The sequence below is a fragment of the Arhodomonas sp. KWT genome (assembly GCF_010993615.1).
Genome location: NZ_WNXE01000016.1, coordinates 1 through 21772, shown reverse-complemented (window position 1 = coordinate 21772; position 21772 = coordinate 1). Strand labels below are relative to the sequence as shown.

Sequence of the window (21772 nt, the reverse complement as noted above, 5' to 3'; positions counted from 1 at the left end):
CGCTGTCGCCGGGGTTTTTTTACGTCTCCCAACCCGCGATGGGCGGACGGAACAGCCGGGACCGCCCCGACCAACGCTGGTATCAGATATCCAGGTTACTCACCTGGAGGGCATTGCGCTCGATGAAGTCGCGCCGAGGCTCGACATGGTCCCCCATCAGGGTGGTGAAAATGCCGTCGGCACCGACCACGTCCTCGATACGCACCTGCAGCAGCCGGCGCGTATGCGGATCCATCGTGGTCTCCCAGAGCTGATCCGGGTTCATCTCGCCAAGTCCCTTGTAGCGCTGGACCGACAGACCGCGCTTGGCCTCGTCCAGCAGCCACTGGACCGCCTGCTGGAAGCTGTCGACGCCGCTCCGGCGCTCGCCCCGATGCACGCTGGCGTCGGCCTGCAGCAGGCCCTGCAGGGCGTCACTGAGATTGCGCAGCGTCTCGTACTCCTGGGACAGGAAGAACTGCGCCGGGAACGTGTACGGATAGAAGATGCCGTGCATACGCTTGGTGACGACCGCGTCCTGGAAACCGCCCTCGGTGCCCGTGCGTACCTGCACACGGTAATCCGTGCCGGTCGGCTGGTCCTGGTTGAGACGCTCCACGAGCTGATCGAACCACACTGCCATCGACTGCCCGGCGGCCAGATCGTCCTCCCAAAGCGGCGGTAACGCCGTCATCGCGCGGAGGATCGCCGGGTCGCTGCGGCGGCCGAGGTGATCGATCATCTCCATCGTGCGCAGGTACTGGCGGATGAGCCGGCCGAGGGGTTCACCCGTGATCGCGGCCGTATTGCCCCCCGGCGCTAGGCTTGCCTTGTCCAGCGCAAGAGTCAGAAGATATTCCGTAAGTTCCTGATCATCCTTGACATAATGCTCCTGCTTGCCGCGCTTGACCTTGTACAGCGGCGGCTGCGCGATGTAGATGTGACCACGCTCGACCAGCTCCGGCATCTGCCGATAGAAAAACGTCAGCAGCAGGGTGCGGATGTGGGAACCGTCGACGTCCGCGTCCGTCATGATGATGATGCGGTGATAGCGGAGCTTGTCCGGGTCGAACTCATCCTTGCCGATGCCACAGCCGAGCGCCGTGATCAGCGTGCCCACCTCCGCCGAGGACAGCATTTTGTCGAAACGCGCCTTCTCGACGTTCAGGATCTTGCCCTTGAGCGGGAGGATCGCCTGGGTCCGGCGGTCCCGGCCCTGCTTGGCGGAGCCGCCAGCGGAGTCGCCCTCGACCAGATAGATCTCTGAGTTGGCCGGATCCCGCTCCTGGCAGTCGGCGAGCTTGCCGGGCAGCCCCGCCACGTCCAGGGCGCCCTTGCGCCGGGTCATCTCGCGTGCACGGCGGGCGGCGTCCCGGGCGCGGGCAGCATCGATGACCTTTTCGATGATCGCCTTGGCATCCTGCGGGTGCTCGTAGAGGAAGTCGTGCAGAGCCTCGGCCAGGGCGCTCTCGACCGGTCCTTTGACCTCCGAGGAGACCAGCTTGTCCTTGGTCTGCGAGGAGAACTTAGGATCGGGCACCTTCACGGAGACGACGGCCGTAAGCCCCTCACGGATATCGTCACCGGAGGGGTTGACCTTGAGCTTCTTAGTGTAGCCCTCGGCCTCCATGTAGGCATTGAGCGTCCGCGTCAGCGCCGCGCGGAAACCCGCCATGTGGGTGCCGCCGTCACGCTGGGGGATATTGTTCGTGAAGCAGAAGATGGACTCCTGGTAGGAGTCGTTCCACTGCATCGCCACCTCGACCTGGACCTCCTCACGTTGGGTCGAGAGGTGAAACACCGCCGGATGCAGCGGTCGCTTGTTCTTGTTGAGGTGCTCGACGAACGCGCGGATGCCGCCGGCGTACTCGAAGACGTCCTCTTTGTCGTTCCGCTCGTCCTTGAGAACGATCCGCACCCCGGGGTTGAGGAAAGAGAGCTCGCGGAAACGCTTGGCGAGGATATCGTAATTGAAGTCGATGTTGGTGAACGTCTCGGAGCTCGGGTGGAACGTGATCTGCGTCCCCTGCTCGTCCGTCTCCCCGACGACCTTCAGCGGCGACACCGGTTCCCCGTCGCGGTATTCCTGGACGTGAATCTGGCTGTTCTTCTTGATGACCAGCCGCAGGCGCTCGGAGAGGGCATTGACGACGGAAACGCCCACGCCATGAAGGCCCCCGGAGACCTTGTAGGAGTTGTTGTCGAACTTCCCCCCGGCGTGCAGGACGGTCATGATCACCTCGGCGGCGGACCGGCCCTCCTCGGTGTGGATATCGACGGGGATACCGCGCCCGTTGTCCGTGACCGTCACGGAATTATCGCCGTGGATGACGATGGCGACCTCGGTACAGTAACCGGCAAGGGCCTCGTCAATGGAGTTATCGGCCACCTCGAAGACCATGTGGTGGAGGCCGGTGCCGTCATCGGTGTCGCCGATGTACATCCCCGGCCGTTTCCGCACAGCGTCGAGGCCACGCAACACCTTGATCTGATTCGAGTCGTATTCGGTCTGAGTCGTCATAGGGCGTTTCCTGCGGTTAACCGGGATATTGTACCACTTCGGTCACATTGCCCTGTTCCACGTGGAACATGCGTGCATCGGAGCTGTCGCCGGCCACTCTTGCCGGCAATGTCATCGGGTCGATCGCCGTTAACACGGCCTGGATATTCATTGCGGCGAGCCGGTCGAGTACGGCGCCGCGGTGTCTTACGTCGAGCTCCGCCACGAGATCGTCCACCAGTACCAGCGGCCGTTGCGGGCCTTCGCCGCCCTGCAACTCCAGCTGGGCGAGCTTGAGCGCGATAACAGCGAGCTTCTGTTGCCCGCGGGAGAGGACGTATTGGGCGTCGTGTCCCTCGGCACGGAGACGAAAGTCGGCGCGGTGGGGACCGGCGAGGGTATAGCCCAGCCGTTCTTCCTGGTCGGACTGGCGTGTCAGGCTCTCGGCAAGGGTCTCGTCACGACGCCAACCGGGATGATACCGCCATTCGAGGCGCATGGTCGGGAGGAAATCCGCCGCGATCGCCTCCCAATACGGAAGGAGCCGTTCGAGATACGCCTCATGATGCTCACGGACCTGCTGACCCAGGTCCGTGAGACTGGGCGCCCAGGCACGAACCGTGCGGCGGTCGCCGCGGCGCAGTGCGAGGTTCCTCTGGCGGAGCACGCGCCGGTACTGCTGCCAGAGTCCGGCGAAGCGATGTTCCACGTGGAACACGCCCCAGTTAACCAGTGCGCGCCGTCCCCCGGGGCCATCCGTCAGCAGCCTCTGCCCTTCCGTAGTGATTACCAGGACCGGAAGGTGCCGGGCGAATGTCGCAATGGAGCGCTCGTCCTCCCCATTCACCCGTAACCGCAATCCTGAACGGCCCCGAACAACCGCGAGCCGTCCCACCACGGTATCGTCGCTTGCGATGACGCCACGGACGAGGAAATTCGCTTCTCCGTGGCGAACGAGTTGGGTGACGTTTCCGGGACGAAAGCCCTCACCGCGGGACAGGCAGTAAATTGCCTCCAGCAACGCGGACTTGCCGGCGCCGTTGTCACCGGCGATGATCGTCCAGCGACTGCCAAGACGCAGATCCGCCTCAACGAGGTTACGAAACTTTTCGACATGGACATCGCGCAGGCGGTGTTCCGCCGTGCGCTGCGCGGTCACGCCGGCATCAGGCATTGGCCTCAATCGCCCAGTCTACAGACGCATGGGCATGACGACGTAGCGGACCTGCGATTCACCCTCACCGCGAATCAACGCACTCGCGTTCGCATCGGTGACGAACATCTCGATGCTCGGCTGCTCGATTGCCCCGACGGCGTCGAGCATATAGCCAGCGTTGAAACCGATTTCGAGGTCGTCCCCGCCGTATTCGGCACTCAACTCTTCCTCGGCCTGCTCCTGCTCCGGGTTTTCCGACCGGATGGTGACCGAATCCCCGCTGAGTACGACGCGGACGCCGCGGTATTTCTCGTTCGACAGGATCGATGCACGGACCAGGCCCTGGCGCAGTGACTCCCTGTCGATATGTACGCAGTTGCCGTCCGCCTCCGGGATAACCCGCTGATAGTCCGGGAAACGTCCATCGATAAGCTTCGACGTGAACCGCAGGTGCGGGAGCCGTGCCCGGATGTGGTTGTTACCGAGCTCGACACGTACCGGCTCATCGGAGTGCTCGAGCAGCCGGAGGATCTCCTGGATACCCTTGCGCGGCACTATGACCTGGCGCGGCTGTTCGAGGGCGATCTGCGCATTGAATTCGGCGAGGGCCAATCGGTGACCATCGGTCGCCACTGCCCGTAGGTGATCGGGTTCCAGTTCGAGGAGCAGGCCATTGAGGTAGTAGCGCACGTCCTGCAGGGCCATCGCAAAGTGGGTCTTGTCGATCAGCCAGCGGAGGTTGGCCTGACTCAGTTCGATCTCCTCGACATCCCCGATGTCCTCCACGCTGGGGAAGTCCCCGGCGGGAAGCGTCATAAGCCGGAACTGGCTTCGCCCGGACTGGATGATTGCGCGGTCCTGTTCCACCCGAACGGTAAGACGGCTCTCATCCGGCAGGTTGCGCACGATGTCCAGGAGCTTGCGGGCCGGTACCGTGATCTGCCCGGGTTCCTCCACGGGCAGTGACAGATGCGCCTGTAGCTCGACCTCCAGGTCCGTACTCGTCAGGGACAGGCTGTCGCTGTCCGCTACGATCAGGATGTTGCTCAGAATCGGCAGTGTCTGCCGTCGCTCGACGACGCCGATAATCGACTGGAGGGGCTTGAGGAACGTTTCGCGGTCGATCTCGAAGTGCATGGTCCCGGCGACTCCCAATAGGATTCTGTGTATAAACCTTAAAGCCTGTTGTTGTTACTGCGGCCCGGCAATACCGTGGAAAACCCTGTTTTTCCTTTTTAAGTCAGTAGCCTGCTTCCAGGAAAATCTGTGGATAGAGCTTTCCCTGCGTGTGTCCACCGCTGTGTGGAAATTGTGGATAACTTTCGCCGCCGAGTTACCCCGTGCTTCCACACAGGTTATCCACATCATGTCGTCAGTGTTCTCAACAGGTTGCCATAGTCCTCTTCCAGACGGTGGTCGCCTTCCCGCAGCTCAACGACCTTCCGGCAGGCATGGAGCACCGTGGTGTGGTCGCGCCCCCCGAAGGCGTCGCCGATCTCCGGTAGCGAGTGGCTGGTGAGTTCCTTCGCCAGCGCCATCGCGACCTGACGCGGCCGGGTGATCGAGCGGCTCCGGCGCTTGGAGAGCAGGTCAGCGACGCGGATCTTGTAATAGTCCGCCACCGTTTTCTGTATGTTCTCTATCGTGACCAGCTTGTCCTGGAGTGCGAGCAGGTCCCGCAGCGCGCCCTTGGTGAAGTCCACGGTGATTGGCTGGCCGGTGAACTGGGCGTTTGCCAGCACGCGCCGCAGCGCCCCCTCGAGCTCGCGGATGTTCGAGCGGATACGCTTGGCGATGAAGAAGGCGACCTCGTCCGGCAGCTCGACGCCCTCCTGGGCGGCCTTGCTCATGAGGATCGCCACCCGCGTCTCGAGCTCTGGTGGCTCGATGGCGATGGTCAGGCCCCAGCCGAAGCGGGACTTCAGTCGCTCTTCGAGACCGTTAACCTCTTTCGGGTAGCGGTCGCAGGTCATTACGATCTGCTGCTGGCCCTCAAGCAACGCGTTGAAGGTGTGGAAGAATTCTTCCTGGGAGCGTTCCTTGCCGGCGAAGAACTGAATGTCGTCGATGAGCAGGGCGTCGACGCTGCGGTAGTGGCGCTTGAACTCGTTGATCGCATTGTGCTGCAGCGCCTTGACCATGTCCGCGACGAAGCGCTCGGAGTGCAGGTACAGCACCTCGCCGCCGCTGCCGTTGGCGAGCAGGCGATTGCCGATGGCGTGCATCAGGTGGGTCTTGCCGAGGCCTACGCCCCCGTAGATGAACAGCGGGTTGTAGGCACCGCCGGGGTTCTCGACGACCTGCACGCTCGCGGCACGGGCGAGCTGATTGGACTTGCCTTCAACGAAGGTGTCGAAGGTGAAATTAGGGTTGAGGCTGGACGCCGAGGGCTTCACCCCGCCACTCGCGGCCGGCGCCTGTGCCGGGGGGGCCTCGTTCTCCGCCGCCTCCGCTACCGCGGACGCCGCGGCGGCATTGGTTCCGATCTCCAGGCGCAGCGCCGGCGGTGCCTCCGGTTGTTGGCTGGCGAGCAGTTCCTCGATCCGCCCGGCGAAGTGTTCGCGGACCCAGTCGAGCACGAAGCGGTTGGGGGCATACAGCCAGAGCTGGTTCTCGTGCTCCCGGGCCTGAAGCGGCCTGATCCAGGTGTTGAGCTGCTGATCGGGGATCTCCCGCTCCAGCCGCCGCAGGCACCCCTTCCATAGCGATTCGGCCACGGACGTCCTACCTCTCGTGCATCGGGGATGGCGTGTAATGGTGACCGGGAAGTCTAATGGCTCATCCCCAGGTTATCCACAGCGCGCCGGCATTGACATGCCGGGGGGTTGCGGTTAACTTCGCCGGCTCAGCAAATCCGCGGTGGACCCTGTCCGCCGTCATCCCGGACATCAGGACAAGAGTGGGATCACGTCATGAAGCGGACGTTCCAACCCAGTGTCATTCGCCGCAAGCGCACCCACGGTTTCCGGGCGCGCATGGCGACCCGTAACGGCCGCAAGGTGCTGGCCCGCCGCCGTGCCAAGGGGCGCGCGCGCCTGACGCCGTAAATTGCGCCGGGACGCAGGGGCCGGGCGGGCAGCGTTTCCGCGTCACGCCCGGCTCACCGACTCCCGGGCGTTCTCCCGTGTTTTCGCCGATGCGACCCGGGTCGCGGACGCGCATTTCACCGTCCTCTTCCGGACGCAGCCGGAACCCGGCGAGGCCCGAGTCGGGCTGGCCGTCTCCCGGCGGGCCGCTCCCCGGGCGGTGGACCGAAACCGCATCAAGCGTATCGTCCGTGAATGTTTTCGCCGCGAACGTCACCACCTGCCCAATGTGGATATCGTGGTCATCGCCCGACCGAAGGCGCGCCACGTGAGCCGGGCCGTGCTGCACCGCTCGGTCTCGGCGCTGTTCGCGCGGGTTCAGCGGCGATGCGCCGGGTCCTGATCCTCTGTCTGCGCGGCTACCAGTACCTGGTGAGCCCGGTACTCGGGCCGCGCTGCCGTTTCCTGCCCAGCTGCTCCAGCTACGCCGTCGAGGCGATCGAGCGCCACGGCCCCTGGCGGGGCACCATGCTCGCGCTGCGCCGGCTCGGCCGCTGCCACCCGGGTTGTCCCGGTGGGCTCGACCCGGTACCCGAACCCCAGGATAACCGCCCATGGAAAACGTAAGGCTGTTTCTATTCGCCGCGCTCGGTGCGCTGCTGCTGCTGCTCTGGAACGCCTGGCAGCAGGAAAACGCACCACAGCAGCCCCAGCCGACCGCCACCGCGAGTGGTGAGCAGCAGGCATCGTCACCGTCGGGCGCCAGGCCTGCCGGCGCGGCCGGTTCGGAGCAGGCATCCACGGGCGGCGGCACCGGTGACGAGGTGCCCGCGGACTCGCCGCGGACGGCAGACTCCGGGGACGGCGCGGACACCGCCGGACAGACGGTCCGTGTGCTTACCGACCTGCTTGACGTGCGCATCGACACCGCTGGCGGCCGCGTCGTGTCCGCAGCGCTGCGCAAGCACTCGGTCACCCAGGGGGGCGACCAGCCCTTTCCGGTACTGAAGCCGGAGGATCCGTACTTCGTTGCCGAGGCGGGACTGATCGGCGACGACGCCCCGGCACCGGGTCGTGACGCCCGCTGGCAGGTGGGGCGTACGGAGTACCGCCTCGCCGAGGGGGACGACCGTATCGTTGTGCCCATGACCTGGACCGGGCCCAACGGGGTGAGCGTTACCCGCCGGTTCGTGTTCAGCCGCGACAGCTACGTCGTCGACGTCGAGCAGGCCGTCGACAACGGTGGCGATGCCCCCTACCGCGCCTATCAGTACGTTCAGCTGCGCCGCGACCGGCCCGAGAACGGCAGCTCATTCCTCGGTGGCCGCAGCTATACTGGTGCGGCGTTCTTCACGCCGGAGAACCGCTACCAGAAGTACGGTTTCGACGACATGGACGAGAAGCCGTTGTCCCAGGAGGTCACCAACGGCTGGGTGTCCTTCGTCCAGCACTACTTCCTCGCCGCCTGGGTGCCGAGTCGGGACGTCACCGAGCGCTTCTATTCGCGGGTCCACAATAACCGTTACGCCATCGGCATGAGCTCGCCGTGGCAGACGGTGGCGCCGGGCGAGTCGACCACCTTCAGCAGCCGGCTGTTCGTCGGCCCGAAGGACCAGGACCGTCTCGCCGCGGTGGCCGACGGCCTGGAGCTCACCGTCGATTACGGCTGGCTGACCATCCTCTCCAAGCCGCTTTTCATCGCCCTGAGCTGGATCCACGGCGTGATCGGCAACTGGGGCTGGGCGATCATCATCCTGACCCTCGGCATCAAGGCCGCGTTCTACAAGCTCTCGGAGACGAGCTACCGCTCGATGGCGCGCATGCGCAAGCTCCAGCCCCGCATGCAGCAGCTCAAGGAGCGTTTCGGCGATGATCGCCAGGGCATGAACCAGGAGCTGATGAAGCTCTACAAGGAGGAGAAGGTCAATCCGCTGGGCGGCTGCCTGCCCATCGTGATCCAGATCCCCGTGTTCATCGCGCTCTACTGGGTCCTGCTCGGCAGCGTCGAGCTGCGTCACGCGCCATGGATCCTGTGGATCCACGACCTCTCCGCGCCGGATCCGTACTACATCATGCCGCTGATCATGGGGGCGACCATGCTCCTGCAGCAACGGCTGAACCCGGCGCCCATGGACCCGGTGCAGAAGCGCGTCATGAGCTTCCTGCCGGTGGTGTTCACGGTCTTCTTCGTGTTCTTCCCGGCGGGCCTGGTGCTTTACTGGGTGACTAACAACAGCCTCTCGATCCTGCAGCAGTGGCTGATCACCCGGCGCATCGAGGCGGCCGACGGGCAGTCCCGCGGCGGCTGACGGTGCACACACCGTGACCGCGGCGACGGAGACGATCTGCGCGGTGGCGACACCGCCGGGACACGGTGGTATCGGCATCGTGCGCGTCTCCGGGCCCGCGGTACCGCACCTCGCCGAGGCGGTGCTCGGGCGCCTGCCGGCGCCCCGCCATGCCCGCCTCGGTGTCTTCCGCGACGCCGCCGGCGAGGTGCTCGACGAGGGCATCGCGCTGTACTTCCCCGCCCCGAACTCGTTCACCGGCGAGGACGTCCTCGAGCTCCAGGGCCATGGCGGTCCAGTGGTGCTCGAGCGGGTGGTGCGTGCCCTCTGCGCCCTCGGCGCCCGCCGCGCCGAGCCTGGCGAGTTCTCCCGGCGCGCCTATCTCAACGACCGCATGGACCTCACCCGTGCCGAGGCCATCGCCGATCTCATCAACGCCCGCACCGAGGCCGGCGCGGGCGCCGCCATGCGCTCGCTCTCCGGCGCGTTCGCCGGACGCGTCGACGAGCTGGTGGAGGGCGTCACCGGCCTGCGTGCTTACGTGGAGGCGGCGATCGACTTCGCCGACGAGGAGATCGACTTCCTCGACGATCCAGCACTCTCCCGGCGGCTCGCCGCGCTGCGCGACACCCTCGCGGCGACCCTGACCGAGGCCCGCCGCGGGCGCACCCTCAACGAGGGCCTGGCGGTGGCCATCGTCGGCCGCCCGAACGCGGGCAAGTCGAGCCTCCTGAACCGCCTCGCCGGAAGCGACGCCGCTATCGTCACCGATATCCCCGGGACCACCCGCGATGTCCTCCGCGAGCGGGTCTCCATTGACGGGCTGCCGTTGCAGATCATGGACACGGCGGGCCTGCGCGACAGTGACGACCCGGTGGAGCAGGAGGGGGTGCGCCGTGCCCGCCGCGCCGTGAGCGAGGCAGAGCACGTGCTGCTAGTGGTCGACGATCGCGAGGGCATCACCGAGGCCGAACGCGCGCTCGCCGGCGAGCTGACCGCCGGCACCGCGCTCACCATCATCCGCAACAAGATCGACCTGAGCGGTGCGGTGCCGGGCGTCGAGCCCGCCGGCGAGCTGGGTCCCGAGGTGCGGCTGTCCGCGCGTACCGGTGCGGGCATGGACGTGCTCGCCACGCACCTCCATGCCGCAGCGGGCCACGACGCGGCGCCCGCCTCCGCCTTTGCCGCCCGGGCCCGTCACGTGGACGCGCTGGAACGGGCAGACGCCGCCCTGGCCGCCGCCGCGGAACAGCTCGATGCCCACGCCGCCGGCGAGCTGGTGGCGGAGGAGCTGCGCGCGGTGCAGGAGGCCCTGGGCGGGATTACCGGCCGGGTGAGCAGCGAGGCGCTGCTCGGGCGAATCTTCGCGACCTTCTGCATCGGCAAGTAGGCCCGGGGCCGTCCGGGACCGTGGGATTTTCACCTTGAGCGCACGACGCGGCGCGGACTATTGTGTACGGTTACGCATCCGGTCGATCACGCCCGCATCATCATCGAGGTAGCAGCCGCCGTGGAATACGACCAGGCCTATGACGTCATCGTCGTCGGTGGCGGTCACGCCGGCACCGAGGCCGCCGCGGCCGCCGCCCGCGGCGGCGCGCGCACGTTGCTTCTGACCCACAATATCGAGACCGTCGGCCAGATGAGCTGCAACCCGGCCATCGGCGGTATCGGCAAGGGCCACCTGGTGCGCGAGATCGACGCCCTCGGCGGGATCATGGCGCAGGCCATTGACCGCGGCGGCATCCAGTTCCGCACCCTGAACAGCCGCAAGGGCCCGGCGGTGCGCGCGACCCGCGCGCAGGCGGACCGCACGCTCTACCGCCGCGCCGTGCGTGGGGCGCTGGAGGCGGTGCCGGGGCTCGAGCTGTTCCAGCAGGGGGTCGACGACCTCCTCGTCGAGGGCGACCGCGTCGCCGGTGTGGTCACCCAGATGGGGCTCACGATCCGCGCCCCGCGGGTGGTGCTGACCGTGGGCACCTTCCTCGGCGGGCGCATCCACGTGGGCGAGCGCAGCCACGAGGGCGGCCGTGCGGGCGATCCGCCGGCGAACGCCCTGGCCCGGCGGCTGCGCGCGCTGCCGACCACCGTGGAGCGCCTGAAGACCGGCACGCCGCCGCGCCTCGACGGCCGCTCCATCGACTTCGATCGCCTCGCCGAGCAGCCCGGCGACAGCCCGGCGCCTTACTTCTCGCTGTGGAGCCGCGGCGACGAGCACCCGCGCCAGGTGCCGTGCCACATCACCCACACCGGCGCGGACACCCACGAGCTGATCCGCGGCGCGCTGGACCGATCGCCCATGTTCTCCGGCGAGATCGAGGGGGTCGGGCCGCGCTACTGCCCGTCCATCGAGGACAAGGTCGTGCGCTTCCCGGACCGGGACGGCCACCAGATCTTCCTGGAGCCGGAGGGGCTGGACACCCACGAGGTCTATCCCAACGGCATCTCCACGAGCCTGCCCTTCGACGTGCAGGTCGCCCTGGTGCGCACCATCCCCGGGCTCGAGCGCGCCCACGTGACCCGTCCGGGCTATGCGATCGAGTATGACTTCCTCGACCCGCGGGACCTGCTGCCGCACCTGGAGACGCGCTACCTGCCGGGGCTCTACCTCGCCGGCCAGATTAACGGCACGACCGGCTACGAGGAGGCCGCCGCCCAGGGGCTGGTCGCCGGGATGAACGCCGCCGCGGACGCCGCCGGGCGCGAGCCCTGGTGCCCGCGCCGCGAGGAGGCCTACATCGGGGTGCTGATAGACGACCTGGTCACCCGCGGCACCCGGGAGCCCTATCGCATGTTCACCTCCCGCGCGGAGTACCGGCTGCACCTGCGCGAGGACAACGCGGACCTCCGCCTCGCCGGCATCGCCCGTGCCCACGGCCTCATCGACGAGGCCCGCTGGGCGGCCGTGGAGCGCCATCGCGAGGCGGTGGAGCGCGAGCTCGAGCGCCTGCGCACGACCGTGCTCACCCCGGCGCGGGTGCCCGCGGCAACGGCCGGGCGCGTGCTCGGCGGCGAGCTCCGCCGGGATCAGACCCTGCTCGACCTGCTGCGCCGCCCGGAGGTGGATTACGACGCCCTGCGCGCGCTCCCGGGCATGGAGGAGGCCCTGCCCGCCGGGCGCAGCGCCGCCCAGGTGGCGGTGCAGGCCAAGTACGCCGGCTACCTCGAACGCCAGCGCCGCCAGATCGACCGCGCCGCCGACCACGAGTCCGTCGCCCTGCCGGCGGACATGGACTATGCGGCGGTCGCCGGCCTGTCCAGCGAGGTCCGGGAGAAGCTCCAGCGCCACCGTCCGGCGACGCTCGGTCAGGCCGGACGCATCGAGGGCATCACCCCGGCGGCGGTGTCGCTGCTGCTGGTCCACCTCAAGCGCCAGGGGGCGTTGCGGCGCAGTGCCTGAGCCGGACAGCCGCGATCTCCGGCGCCGTCTCGATGCCGGCCTCGAGGGCCTCGACCTCGATCTGCCCGAGTCCGCGCGCGACGGGCTGATCGGCTACCTCGTGCTGCTGGCGCGCTGGAACCGGGCGTTCAACCTCTCCGCCGTGCGCGAGCCGCGGGAAATGGTTGTGCGCCACCTCCTCGACAGCCTTGCCGTATTACCCCGGGTCGAGGGCGAGCGGCTGCTCGACCTCGGCACCGGCGCGGGGCTGCCGGGCATCCCGCTCGCCGTCGCGCGGCCGTCGCTGGCGGTGACGCTGCTCGACAGCAATGGCAAGAAGACGCGTTTCCTTCGCCAGGCGGTGATGACCCTCGGCCTGGACAACTGCGAGGTGGTCCACGGCCGGGCCGAGCAGGCGGGGGGCACGTTCGACGCGGTGATCTCGCGGGCGTTCACCAGCACCGCCGCGTTCTGGCGGCTTGCCGCACCCCGCCTCGCTGCGGGCGGGCACGCCTACGCCATGAAGGGCCGCTATCCGGAGGACGAGTTGTCGGAACTCGCAGCGTTGGGGGTATCATGGGCCGTTCGCGCGCTGCGGGTGCCCGGCCTGGACGCCGAGCGCCACCTCGTCGAGCTCACCGCCGCTCCGGCGCACGCGTCACAACGCGACAGGGCTGAGACATGACACGCATCATCGCCGTCACCAACCAGAAGGGCGGGGTGGGCAAGACGACCACCTGCGTCAATCTCGCGGCCTCGCTGGCCGCCAACCGCAAGCGCGTCCTGCTCGTCGACCTCGACCCGCAGGGCAACGCCACCGTCGGCGCCGGCATCGACAAGGATGGGCTGACGATCACGAACTACGAGCTGCTGATGGGCGAGGCCGAGGCACCGGAGGTGTGCGTCACCGTCGAGAACGGCGGCTTCGACGTGCTCCCGGCCAACGGCGACCTCACCGCCGCCGAGGTGGCGCTGCTCGAGACCGACGCCCGCGAGCGCCGGCTCGCCGCCGCACTGGAGGGCGTGAGCGCGGACTACGACCACATCATCATCGACTGCCCGCCGTCGCTGAACATCCTCACGGTGAATGCGCTGGTGGCCGCGACCTGCGTGCTCATCCCCATCCAGTGCGAGTACTACGCCCTGGAGGGGCTGACCGCCCTGCTCAACACCATCCGCCGGGTGCAGCAGACCGCCAACCCGGCGCTCGAGATCGAGGGACTGCTGCGGACCATGTTCGACCCGCGCAACAACCTGGCCAACCAGGTGGGCGCCCAGCTGATCGCCCACTTCAACGAGCAGGTCTACCGGACCCAGATCCCGCGCAACGTCCGTCTCGCCGAGGCCCCCAGCCACGGCCGGCCCGCGCTGCAGTATGACCGCGCCTCCCGCGGCGCGATCGCCTACATGGCGCTGGCCTCCGAGCTGCTGCGCCGCGAACGCCGCGCCGCGGCGAGTGCCTGATGCCGGAGGACGAGCCCATGAGCCAGAAACGCCGGGGACTGGGACGGGGGCTGGACGCCCTGCTCGGCGGCATGCCCGAGAACGCCGACGAGGCGGAGGCGCAGGCCGCCCGCGGCGAGCTGCGCAAGCTGCCCGTTGACCTCATCCAGCGCGGGCGTTACCAGCCGCGCACCGAGTTCGATCCCGCCGCGCTGCAGGAGCTCGCCGACTCCATCCGCGCCCAGGGCGTGGTCCAGCCGGTGGTGGTGCGGCCGCTGCCGGAGGAGCGCTTCGAGCTGATCGCCGGCGAGCGCCGCTGGCGCGCCGCCCAGCTCGCCGGTCTCACCGAGATCCCGGCGCTGGTGCGCGATGTCCCCGACGACACCGCCATCGCCGTCGCGCTGATCGAGAACATCCAGCGCGAGGACCTCAATCCGCTGGAGGAGGCCACTGCGCTCAAGCGCCTGACCGAGGAGTTCGGCATGACCCACCAGGGTGTCGCCGACGCCGTCGGGCGCTCGCGGGCCAGCGTCTCCAACCTGCTGCGCCTGCTCGAGCTCGCCCCGGAGGTGAAGACGCTGATCGGCGAGCGGCGCCTGGAGATGGGCCACGCCCGCGCCCTGCTCGGCCTGCCCATGGCGGACCAGGCACGCATCGCGCAGCAGGTCGCGGAGAAGGGACTCAGCGTGCGCGAGACCGAGGCCCTGGTGCGTCGCTACACCGAGGGGACACCCCGGCGGGAGACGCCGGCCCCGGATCCGAACATCCGCCGCCTCCAGGACGACCTCAGCGGCCGCCTGGGCGCGAGCGTTGCGATCCGCCACGGGCGCAGCGGCAAGGGGCGCGTGGTCATCGAGTACAACAGCCTCGACGAGCTGGACGGCATTCTCGAGCATATCCGCTAAGTGTGCGTCGGTGCGCAGGAACCGGCGTTGAACCCAGCTGATCAGTTCTTTATACTTCGCACGCCTTGCCACGGTCGGGGGGCACTGAGGGAGCTGCGTGCATTAAATGCGGGTCGCTAGACGAGTCGTCCTGATGCAGCTCGCGATCACCCTGGCCGCGGCGCTGGTCTGGCTGTTCGCAGCAGGCGCCCGCGCCGGGCTCGCGGCGGCGGCCGGTGGGGGCATCAGCACCGCGCTGAGCTTTTACGTGGCCGTGAAGGTCTTCTCGCGCGATCCGGGGAACAATCCCGGAGCCGCGCTGGCGGCCTTCTACCGCGCCCAGGCGATGAAGCTGCTGCTCGCGGTCGTGCTGATCTCACTGGCGATCCTGGGGTTCCGGGACCACCCGATCCCCCTGATCACGACGCTGGCGGCCACGCTAGTCGCATACTGGCTGGCCCTGCTCGGCGACACGGATAAAACGACGTAACGACGAGAAGATCAAGGTATGACCGAATCTCCGACGGAATACGTCCAGCATCATCTGCACCACCTGCAGATCGGCGAGGGCTTCTGGACCCTCAATGTGGACACCCTCATCTTCTCCTGGATCACAGGGCTGATCTTTCTCGGGCTGTTCTATGCCGTCGCACGGAGTGTGACAAGCGGGACGCCCGGAAAGTTGCAGAACGTCATCGAGATCCTGGTCGATTTCGTCGACAAGACGGTCAAGGAGAGCTTCCACGGGCCGCGCGAGTTCGTCGCGCCGCTGGCGCTCACCATCTTCGTGTGGGTGCTGTTCTGGAACCTGCTCGACCTTATCCCCGTCGACCTGATGCCGGGCCTCGCGGCCGCGGTCGGCGTGCCGTACCTGCGCATCGTGCCCTCGGCGGACATGAACGCCACCTTCGGCCTGTCGCTGACGGTGTTCGTGCTGATCGTCGTCTACGGCATGAAAGGCAAGGGCGTCGGCGGCTTCGGCAAGGAGATGCTGACGCACCCGTTCGGCAGCTTTCCGCTGCTGGTGCCGGCGAACCTGATCCTGAACATCGTCGAGATGGTCGCCAAGCCCGTCTCGCTCGCGCTTCGACTGTTCGGCAACCTGTATGCCGCGGAGCTGATCTTCATCCTCATTGCGATGCTGCCGGTATGGATCCAGTGGGTCCCCGGCGCCGCCTGGGCGATCTTCCATATTCTGGTGATCCCGCTCCAGGCCTTCATCTTCATGGTGCTGACCATCGTCTATCTGAGTCTCGCCTACGAAGAGCACTGACTCCGTAACGCCACACTTCTAACGCCTCATCATCTAGTCGGGAGGAACCCATGGAAGAAATCATCGCTCAGGTTCAGGCTTACACCGCCATCGGCGTCGGCCTGATCTTCGCCTTCGCCGCCCTCGGTACCGGTATCGGCTTCGGCCTGCTCGGCGGCAAGTTCCTCGAGGGCGCCGCGCGCCAGCCCGAGCTCACCGGTGACCTCCAGGTCCGGATGTTCATCGTGGCCGGTCTCCTCGACGCCCTCGCGATCATCGGTGTCGCCTTCGCGGCCCTGCTGATGTTCGCCAACCCGCTGCTTGGCGCGCTCGGCGGCTGACCCGGGAAGCGCTCTTCGAACGCTAAACCAAGCAGCAACCGGGAGTTTCAGCCGTGGGCATCAATGCAACCCTGATCGGACAGATGATCACGTTCCTCGTGTTCATCCTGTTCACGATGAAGTTCGTCTGGCCGCCGATCCGGCAGGCCATGCATGACCGGGAAAAACGGATTGCCGACGGGTTGGCTTCCGCGGAGCGCGGCCAGCACGAGCTCGAGCTGGCGCAGAAGCGGGCGGCCGAGCAGATTCGTGAGGCCAAGCAGCAGGCCAGCGACATCATCGAGCAGGCCAACCGGCGTGCCAGCGAGATCGTCGACGAATCCCGCGAGGAAGCGCGGGAGGCGGCCCGGCGTGAGCACGCTGCAGCCGAGGCACGCATCGAGCAGGAGGTCGCCCAGGCCCGCTCGGAGCTGCGCAAGCAGGTGTCCGACCTGGCGATCCGGGGCGCCTCCCGCATCCTCGAGCGCGAGGTGGACGCCAAGGCTCACAACGCCATGCTCGAAGAGCTGGCCGACCAACTCTGAGGCAAAGCCAACATGGCGGAGAGCACTACCGTCGCCCGGCCGTACGCCAAGGGCCTGTTCGACCTTGCCCGCGAGCAGGATGCGCTCGCGGCCTGGTCGGAGCAGCTTGAGCTGCTTGCCGGCGTCGTGGGCCATCCCGAGATGGCCCAGCTGCTCGGCAGTCCCAAACTGACCATCGAGCAGCGCGCCGACCTGGTCATCGGGGTGTGCGGCGAGGGGCTTACCGAACAGGGGCGCAACCTCGTCCATCTGCTCATCGACAACTCGCGCCTGCAGGTGCTGCCCGAGATCGCGGCACAGTATCGCGACCTGCGCGCCGACGCGGAGCGAACCGTCGAGGCACGGCTGGTTGCGGCACAGGCGGTGGACGAGGATGTCCGGGCCCGGCTCGAGTCGGCCCTGTCCAAGCGTCTCGACCGTACGGTGACGCTGACCGCCGAGATCGACGAGTCGCTTCTCGGCGGCGCGGTGATCCGCGCGGGCGATCTGGTCATCGACGGTTCCGTGCAGGGCAGGCTCAAGCGTCTCGCCGGCGCAGTGAGCCGCTAAGGGGAAGATTCAACGATGCAACTCAATCCGAGCGAAATTAGCGACCTCATCAAGCAGCGTATCGAGAACTTCGAGGCGGTTGCCGAGGCGCGCAACGAGGGTACCGTGGTCGGCGTGACCGACGGTATCGTGCGCATCCATGGCCTCGCCGATGCGATGCAGGGCGAGATGCTCGAGTTCCCTAACGACACCTTCGGCATGGCGCTCAACCTCGAGCGCGACTCCGTCGGTGCCGTCATCCTGGGTGACTACTCGCATCTCAGCGAGGGCGATTCGGTGCGTGCCACCGGGCGCATCCTCGAGGTGCCGGTGGGCGAGGGCCTGCTCGGCCGCGTGGTCGACCCGCTGGGCAGCCCCGTCGACGGCAAGGGCGCGATCGACGCCGCCGGCTCCGAGCCGGTGGAGAAGGTGGCTCCCGGCGTCATCACCCGCCAGGGCGTGGACCAGCCGGTGCAGACCGGCCTCAAGTCCATCGACTCGATGGTCCCGGTCGGCCGCGGTCAGCGCGAGCTGATCATCGGCGACCGCCAGACCGGCAAGACCGCGATCGCCATCGACACGATCATCAACCAGAAGGGCTCCGGCATTAAGTGCATCTACGTGGCGGTGGGCCAGAAGGCCTCTTCCATCGCCAACGTGGTGCGCAAGCTCGAGGAGCACGGCGCGATGGATCACACCATCGTCGTGTCCGCCTCGGCCGCCGAGTCCGCCGCGCTGCAGTACATCGCGCCCTACGCCGGCTGTGCCATGGGCGAGTACTTCCGCGACCGCGGCGAGGATGCCCTGATCATCTACGACGACCTCACCAAGCAGGCGTGGGCGTACCGCCAGGTCTCGCTGCTGCTGCGCCGCCCACCGGGCCGTGAGGCCTACCCGGGTGACGTGTTCTACCTCCACTCCCGGCTGCTGGAGCGCGCCGCGCGCATCAACGCCGAGGAGGTCGAGCGCCGCACCAACGGCGAGGTCAAGGGCAAGACCGGCTCGCTCACCGCGCTGCCGATCATCGAGACCCAGGCGGGCGACGTCTCCGCGTTCGTGCCGACCAACGTGATCTCGATCACCGACGGTCAGATCTACCTGGAGTCGGACCTGTTCAACGCGGGTGTCCGCCCGGCGATCAACGCCGGCCTGTCGGTCTCCCGTGTCGGCGGCTCCGCGCAGACGAAGATCATCAAGAAGCTCGGCAGCGGCATCCGCCTGGCACTGGCGCAGTACCGCGAGCTCGCGGCCTTCGCGCAGTTCGCCTCGGATCTCGACGAGGCCACGCGCAAGCAGCTCGAGCGCGGCCAGCGCGCCATGGAGCTGCTCAAGCAGCCGCAGTACTCGCCGCTGTCCGTGGCACACATGGCCGTGTCCCTCTACGCGCTCGACCAGGGCTATCTCGACGAGCTGGAGCTCGATCAGATCGGCGCCTTCGAGCACGAGCTGCACCGGCACTTCGATTCCAGCTACGCCGACCTGCTCAAGCAGATCGACGAGTCGGGTGATTACGGCGACGAGGTCGCCGAGTCGATCCGCAAGGGCATCGAAGACTTCAAGGCCCACGGCACCTGGTAAACCGACGGCGGGGATCGTATGTCCGGCGCTAAAGAGATCCGCACAAAGATCAAGAGCGTCCAGAACACGCAGAAGATCACGACCGCCATGGAGATGGTGGCGGCCTCGAAGATGCGCAATGCCCAGCATCGCATGCAGGCCGCCCGCCCCTATGCGGACAAGATCCGGCGCGTGATCCGGCACCTCGCACAGGCCAACCCGGAGTACACCCACCCGTTCCTTCAGGAGCGGGAGGTGAACCGGGTCGGCTACATCATCGTCTCCAGCGACCGCGGGCTGTGCGGCGGGTTGAACAACAACCTGTTCCGCTCCGTGGTGCGCTCGATGAAGGCGAGCGAGGACGCCGGCCGCGAGGTCTCGGTGGTGACCATCGGCTCGAAGGCCATCCAGTTCTTCGGCCGCCTGGGCGCCAACGTCGTCGCGGAGACGTCCCAGATCGGCGACCGGCCGCACCTCGACGACCTCGTGGGCGCGGTCAAGGTCATGCTCGACCGCTACGAGGCGGGCGAGATCGACGAGCTCCACCTCTGCTACAACGAGTTCGTCAACACCATGACCCAGCGGCCCACCATCGAGCGCGTGCTGCCGCTGCCGGCCGCCGAGGAGGACGAGGAGCCGCGCCACAACTGGGACTACATCTACGAGCCCAACGCGGTCGAGGCACTGGATCTGCTGCTGACGCGGTACGCCGAGGCGCTCGTCTACCAGTCGGTGGTCGAGAATATCGCCTGTGAGCAGGCGGCGCGGATGGTGGCGATGAAGGCGGCGTCGGACAACGCCGGCAACCTCATCGATGACCTCCAGCTCGCCTACAACAAGGCGCGCCAGGCCGCGATCACCAAGGAGCTCTCCGAGATCGTCTCCGGGGCGGAGGCGGTCTAGCGCCGGCGCATCGGCCGGGCAGCCGGATCGAAAGAATTCGCGAAGAGGAACTGGGTTATGAGTTCAGGAAAGATCGTCCAGATCATCGGTGCCGTCGTGGAGGTGGAGTTCCCCCGCGACCAGGTGCCGAAGGTCTATGATGCCCTGTACGTGGCGGACTACGACCTCACCCTCGAGGTCCAGCAGCAGATCGGCGACGGTGTCGTGCGCTGCATCGCCATGGGCACCACCGACGGCGTCAAGCGCAACGTCGAGGTCACCAACACCGGCGCGGCCATCTCCGTGCCCGTTGGCCAGAAGACGCTCGGGCGCATCATGGACGTCCTCGGCCGGCCCGTGGACCAGGCCGGCGACATCGGCGAGGAGCAGCGCTGGGAGATCCACCGCAAGGCGCCCTCCTACGAGGAGCAGGCCGCGAGTCAGGAGCTGCTGGAGACGGGCATCAAGGTCATCGACCTGCTCTGCCCCTTCGCCAAGGGCGGCAAGGTCGGCCTGTTCGGCGGTGCCGGCGTGGGCAAGACCGTCAACATGATGGAGCTCATCCGCAACATCGCCATCGAGCACAGCGGCTACTCCGTGTTCGCCGGCGTGGGCGAGCGCACCCGTGAGGGCAATGACTTCTACCACGAGATGAAGGAGTCGGACGTCCTCGACAAGGTCGCGCTGGTCTACGGCCAGATGAACGAGCCGCCGGGCAACCGCCTGCGCGTGGCGCTCACCGGCCTGACCATGGCGGAGTTCTTCCGCGACGAGGGCCGTGACGTGCTGATGTTCATCGACAACATCTACCGTTACACCCTCGCGGGCCAGGAGGTCTCGGCGCTGCTCGGCCGCATGCCCTCCGCGGTGGGCTACCAGCCGACCCTGGCCGAGGAGATGGGTGTGCTCCAGGAGCGCATCACTTCCACCAACACCGGCTCCATCACCTCGGTGCAGGCCGTGTACGTCCCTGCCGACGACCTCACGGACCCGTCCCCGGCGACCACGTTCGCCCATCTGGACGCCACCGTCGTGCTGGCGCGCTCCATCGCGGAGCTCGGTATCTACCCGGCCGTGGACCCGCTGGACTCCACCTCCCGCCAGCTCGACCCGCTGGTGATCGGCGAGGAGCACTACAACACCGCCCGTGCGGTGCAGACCGTGCTCCAGCGCTACAAGGAGCTCAAGGACATCATCGCCATCCTCGGCATGGACGAGCTCTCCGAGGACGACAAGCTCACGGTGTCTCGGGCGCGCAAGATCCAGCGCTTCCTCTCGCAGCCGTTCTTCGTCGCGGAGGTGTTCACCAACACCCCCGGCAAGTTCGTGTCGCTCAAGGAGACCATCCGCGGCTTCCGTGCCATTGTCGACGGCGAGTGCGACGACCTGCCGGAGCAGGCCTTCTACATGGTGGGCACCATCGACGAGGCCCGCGAGAAGGCGCAGTCTCTCTAAACAAAGGTTGCAGGTGAGCATATGGCCATGACCATGCACGTGGACATCGTAAGCGCGGAGGAATCGATCTTCTCGGGTACGGCGACCTTCGTGCTTGCCCGCGCCACGGATGGCGAGGTAGGCATCATGCCGCGGCACGTGCCGATGCTGGCCCAGCTCAAGCCGGGCGAGGTCATGGTGCGGGCCCAGGGCGGCGAGGAGACGCTGTACTACTGCTCCGGCGGGATGCTGGAGGTGCAGCCCCACGTGGTCACCGTGCTTGCCGACACGGCGGTACGGGCCCGCGACCTCGACGAGGCCGCCGCCAAGGAGGCCAAGCGCCGTGCCGAGGAGGCGATCTCCGAGCGCAGTGCCGAGATGGACTACGCCCGAGCCCAGGCTGAGCTTGCCGAGGCGGTGGCGAAGCTGCGGACCCTCGACAAGATTCGGCGGGGCCGCGGCAGCAACGCCTGACCGGTTGCCCGGACGGGCCATGGCGCGCGGTCACCCGCTCCGGGTGCCGCGCGTTTTTCGTTGTGCGGGAGGGACGAGACGATGACCGCGCCGCTGTCGATTGTGATCCTCGCCGCGGGGGCTGG

At 67.3% G+C, this 21772-nt stretch carries 22 protein-coding genes; 18 read left to right on the top strand and 4 right to left on the bottom strand.

Annotated features, from left to right (window positions below):
- Positions 1 to 82 precede the first annotated feature (82 nt).
- From gyrB to dnaA, 4 genes are all read right to left on the bottom strand, one after another.
- Positions 83 to 2500, bottom strand: a complete 2418-nt coding sequence (gene gyrB / locus G7A99_RS05175) for a DNA topoisomerase (ATP-hydrolyzing) subunit B (RefSeq protein WP_163139115.1) — start codon at positions 2498 to 2500, stop codon at positions 83 to 85.
- 16 nt (positions 2501 to 2516) lie between these two features.
- Complete coding sequence (gene recF / locus G7A99_RS05170; RefSeq protein ID WP_163139114.1) at positions 2517 to 3653, bottom strand: DNA replication/repair protein RecF; 1137 nt, start codon at positions 3651 to 3653, stop codon at positions 2517 to 2519.
- A gap of 18 nt (positions 3654 to 3671) precedes the next feature.
- Complete coding sequence (dnaN, locus tag G7A99_RS05165; RefSeq protein WP_163139113.1) at positions 3672 to 4772, bottom strand: DNA polymerase III subunit beta; 1101 nt, start codon at positions 4770 to 4772, stop codon at positions 3672 to 3674.
- A 227-nt stretch (positions 4773 to 4999) separates the two neighbouring features.
- On the bottom strand, positions 5000 to 6352 hold the full coding sequence (dnaA, locus tag G7A99_RS05160; RefSeq protein WP_018717449.1) for a chromosomal replication initiator protein DnaA: 1353 nt from the start codon (positions 6350 to 6352) through the stop codon (positions 5000 to 5002).
- A gap of 195 nt (positions 6353 to 6547) precedes the next feature.
- Here dnaA and rpmH point away from each other — a divergent pair, with 195 nt between their 5' ends.
- The 18 genes from rpmH (at position 6548) to G7A99_RS05070 (ending at position 21647) form a co-directional block, all read left to right on the top strand.
- A complete protein-coding gene (gene rpmH / locus G7A99_RS05155; RefSeq protein WP_018717450.1) occupies positions 6548 to 6682 on the top strand; it encodes a 50S ribosomal protein L34 in 135 nt (44 codons plus the stop codon).
- 1 nt (position 6683) lies between these two features.
- Entirely contained in the window at positions 6684 to 7064 is a 381-nt protein-coding gene (gene rnpA, locus G7A99_RS05150) for a ribonuclease P protein component (RefSeq protein WP_018717451.1), read from the top strand.
- Positions 7049 to 7288 (top strand): membrane protein insertion efficiency factor YidD, encoded by a 240-nt coding sequence (gene yidD, locus G7A99_RS05145; protein ID WP_018717452.1) that lies wholly within the window; start codon positions 7049 to 7051, stop codon positions 7286 to 7288. The genes rnpA and yidD overlap by 16 nt, the downstream gene beginning before the upstream one ends.
- Complete coding sequence (yidC, locus tag G7A99_RS05140) at positions 7276 to 8970, top strand: membrane protein insertase YidC (protein WP_018717453.1); 1695 nt, start codon at positions 7276 to 7278, stop codon at positions 8968 to 8970. Before yidD ends, yidC begins: the two co-directional genes overlap by 13 nt.
- Positions 8971 to 8983: 13 nt before the next feature.
- The gene (mnmE, locus tag G7A99_RS05135) at positions 8984 to 10339 is read left to right on the top strand and encodes a tRNA uridine-5-carboxymethylaminomethyl(34) synthesis GTPase MnmE (RefSeq protein ID WP_163139112.1); all 1356 of its coding nucleotides are present in this window, start codon (positions 8984 to 8986) and stop codon (positions 10337 to 10339) included.
- A 120-nt stretch (positions 10340 to 10459) separates the two neighbouring features.
- On the top strand, positions 10460 to 12349 hold the full coding sequence (mnmG, locus tag G7A99_RS05130; protein ID WP_163139111.1) for a tRNA uridine-5-carboxymethylaminomethyl(34) synthesis enzyme MnmG: 1890 nt from the start codon (positions 10460 to 10462) through the stop codon (positions 12347 to 12349).
- Positions 12342 to 13013, top strand: a complete 672-nt coding sequence (rsmG, locus tag G7A99_RS05125) for a 16S rRNA (guanine(527)-N(7))-methyltransferase RsmG (RefSeq protein WP_163139110.1) — start codon at positions 12342 to 12344, stop codon at positions 13011 to 13013. The genes mnmG and rsmG overlap by 8 nt, the downstream gene beginning before the upstream one ends.
- The gene (locus G7A99_RS05120) at positions 13010 to 13792 is read left to right on the top strand and encodes a ParA family protein (RefSeq protein WP_163139109.1); all 783 of its coding nucleotides are present in this window, start codon (positions 13010 to 13012) and stop codon (positions 13790 to 13792) included. Before rsmG ends, G7A99_RS05120 begins: the two co-directional genes overlap by 4 nt.
- A gap of 17 nt (positions 13793 to 13809) precedes the next feature.
- Entirely contained in the window at positions 13810 to 14676 is an 867-nt protein-coding gene (locus tag G7A99_RS05115; RefSeq protein ID WP_163139108.1) for a ParB/RepB/Spo0J family partition protein, read from the top strand.
- Between the two features lie 133 nt (positions 14677 to 14809).
- Entirely contained in the window at positions 14810 to 15145 is a 336-nt protein-coding gene (locus G7A99_RS05110) for an ATP synthase subunit I (protein ID WP_163139107.1), read from the top strand.
- Between the two features lie 18 nt (positions 15146 to 15163).
- Positions 15164 to 15928, top strand: coding sequence for a F0F1 ATP synthase subunit A (atpB, locus tag G7A99_RS05105; protein WP_163139106.1), 765 nt, complete (start codon positions 15164 to 15166; stop codon positions 15926 to 15928).
- A gap of 62 nt (positions 15929 to 15990) precedes the next feature.
- The gene (gene atpE, locus G7A99_RS05100) at positions 15991 to 16248 is read left to right on the top strand and encodes a F0F1 ATP synthase subunit C (protein WP_371807598.1); all 258 of its coding nucleotides are present in this window, start codon (positions 15991 to 15993) and stop codon (positions 16246 to 16248) included.
- 53 nt (positions 16249 to 16301) lie between these two features.
- Positions 16302 to 16772, top strand: a complete 471-nt coding sequence (locus G7A99_RS05095; RefSeq protein ID WP_018717462.1) for a F0F1 ATP synthase subunit B — start codon at positions 16302 to 16304, stop codon at positions 16770 to 16772.
- Positions 16773 to 16784: 12 nt separating this feature from the next.
- Positions 16785 to 17321, top strand: a complete 537-nt coding sequence (locus G7A99_RS05090; protein ID WP_018717463.1) for a F0F1 ATP synthase subunit delta — start codon at positions 16785 to 16787, stop codon at positions 17319 to 17321.
- Positions 17322 to 17336: 15 nt separating this feature from the next.
- Positions 17337 to 18878 (top strand): F0F1 ATP synthase subunit alpha, encoded by a 1542-nt coding sequence (gene atpA / locus G7A99_RS05085; protein ID WP_018717464.1) that lies wholly within the window; start codon positions 17337 to 17339, stop codon positions 18876 to 18878.
- 18 nt (positions 18879 to 18896) lie between these two features.
- Positions 18897 to 19760 carry a F0F1 ATP synthase subunit gamma gene (atpG, locus tag G7A99_RS05080; protein WP_018717465.1) on the top strand — a complete coding sequence of 288 codons (864 nt, stop codon included), beginning with the start codon at positions 18897 to 18899 and terminating at the stop codon, positions 19758 to 19760.
- 57 nt (positions 19761 to 19817) lie between these two features.
- Complete coding sequence (atpD, locus tag G7A99_RS05075; protein ID WP_018717466.1) at positions 19818 to 21194, top strand: F0F1 ATP synthase subunit beta; 1377 nt, start codon at positions 19818 to 19820, stop codon at positions 21192 to 21194.
- A 21-nt stretch (positions 21195 to 21215) separates the two neighbouring features.
- Complete coding sequence (locus G7A99_RS05070; RefSeq protein WP_018717467.1) at positions 21216 to 21647, top strand: F0F1 ATP synthase subunit epsilon; 432 nt, start codon at positions 21216 to 21218, stop codon at positions 21645 to 21647.
- Positions 21648 to 21772 lie beyond the last annotated feature (125 nt).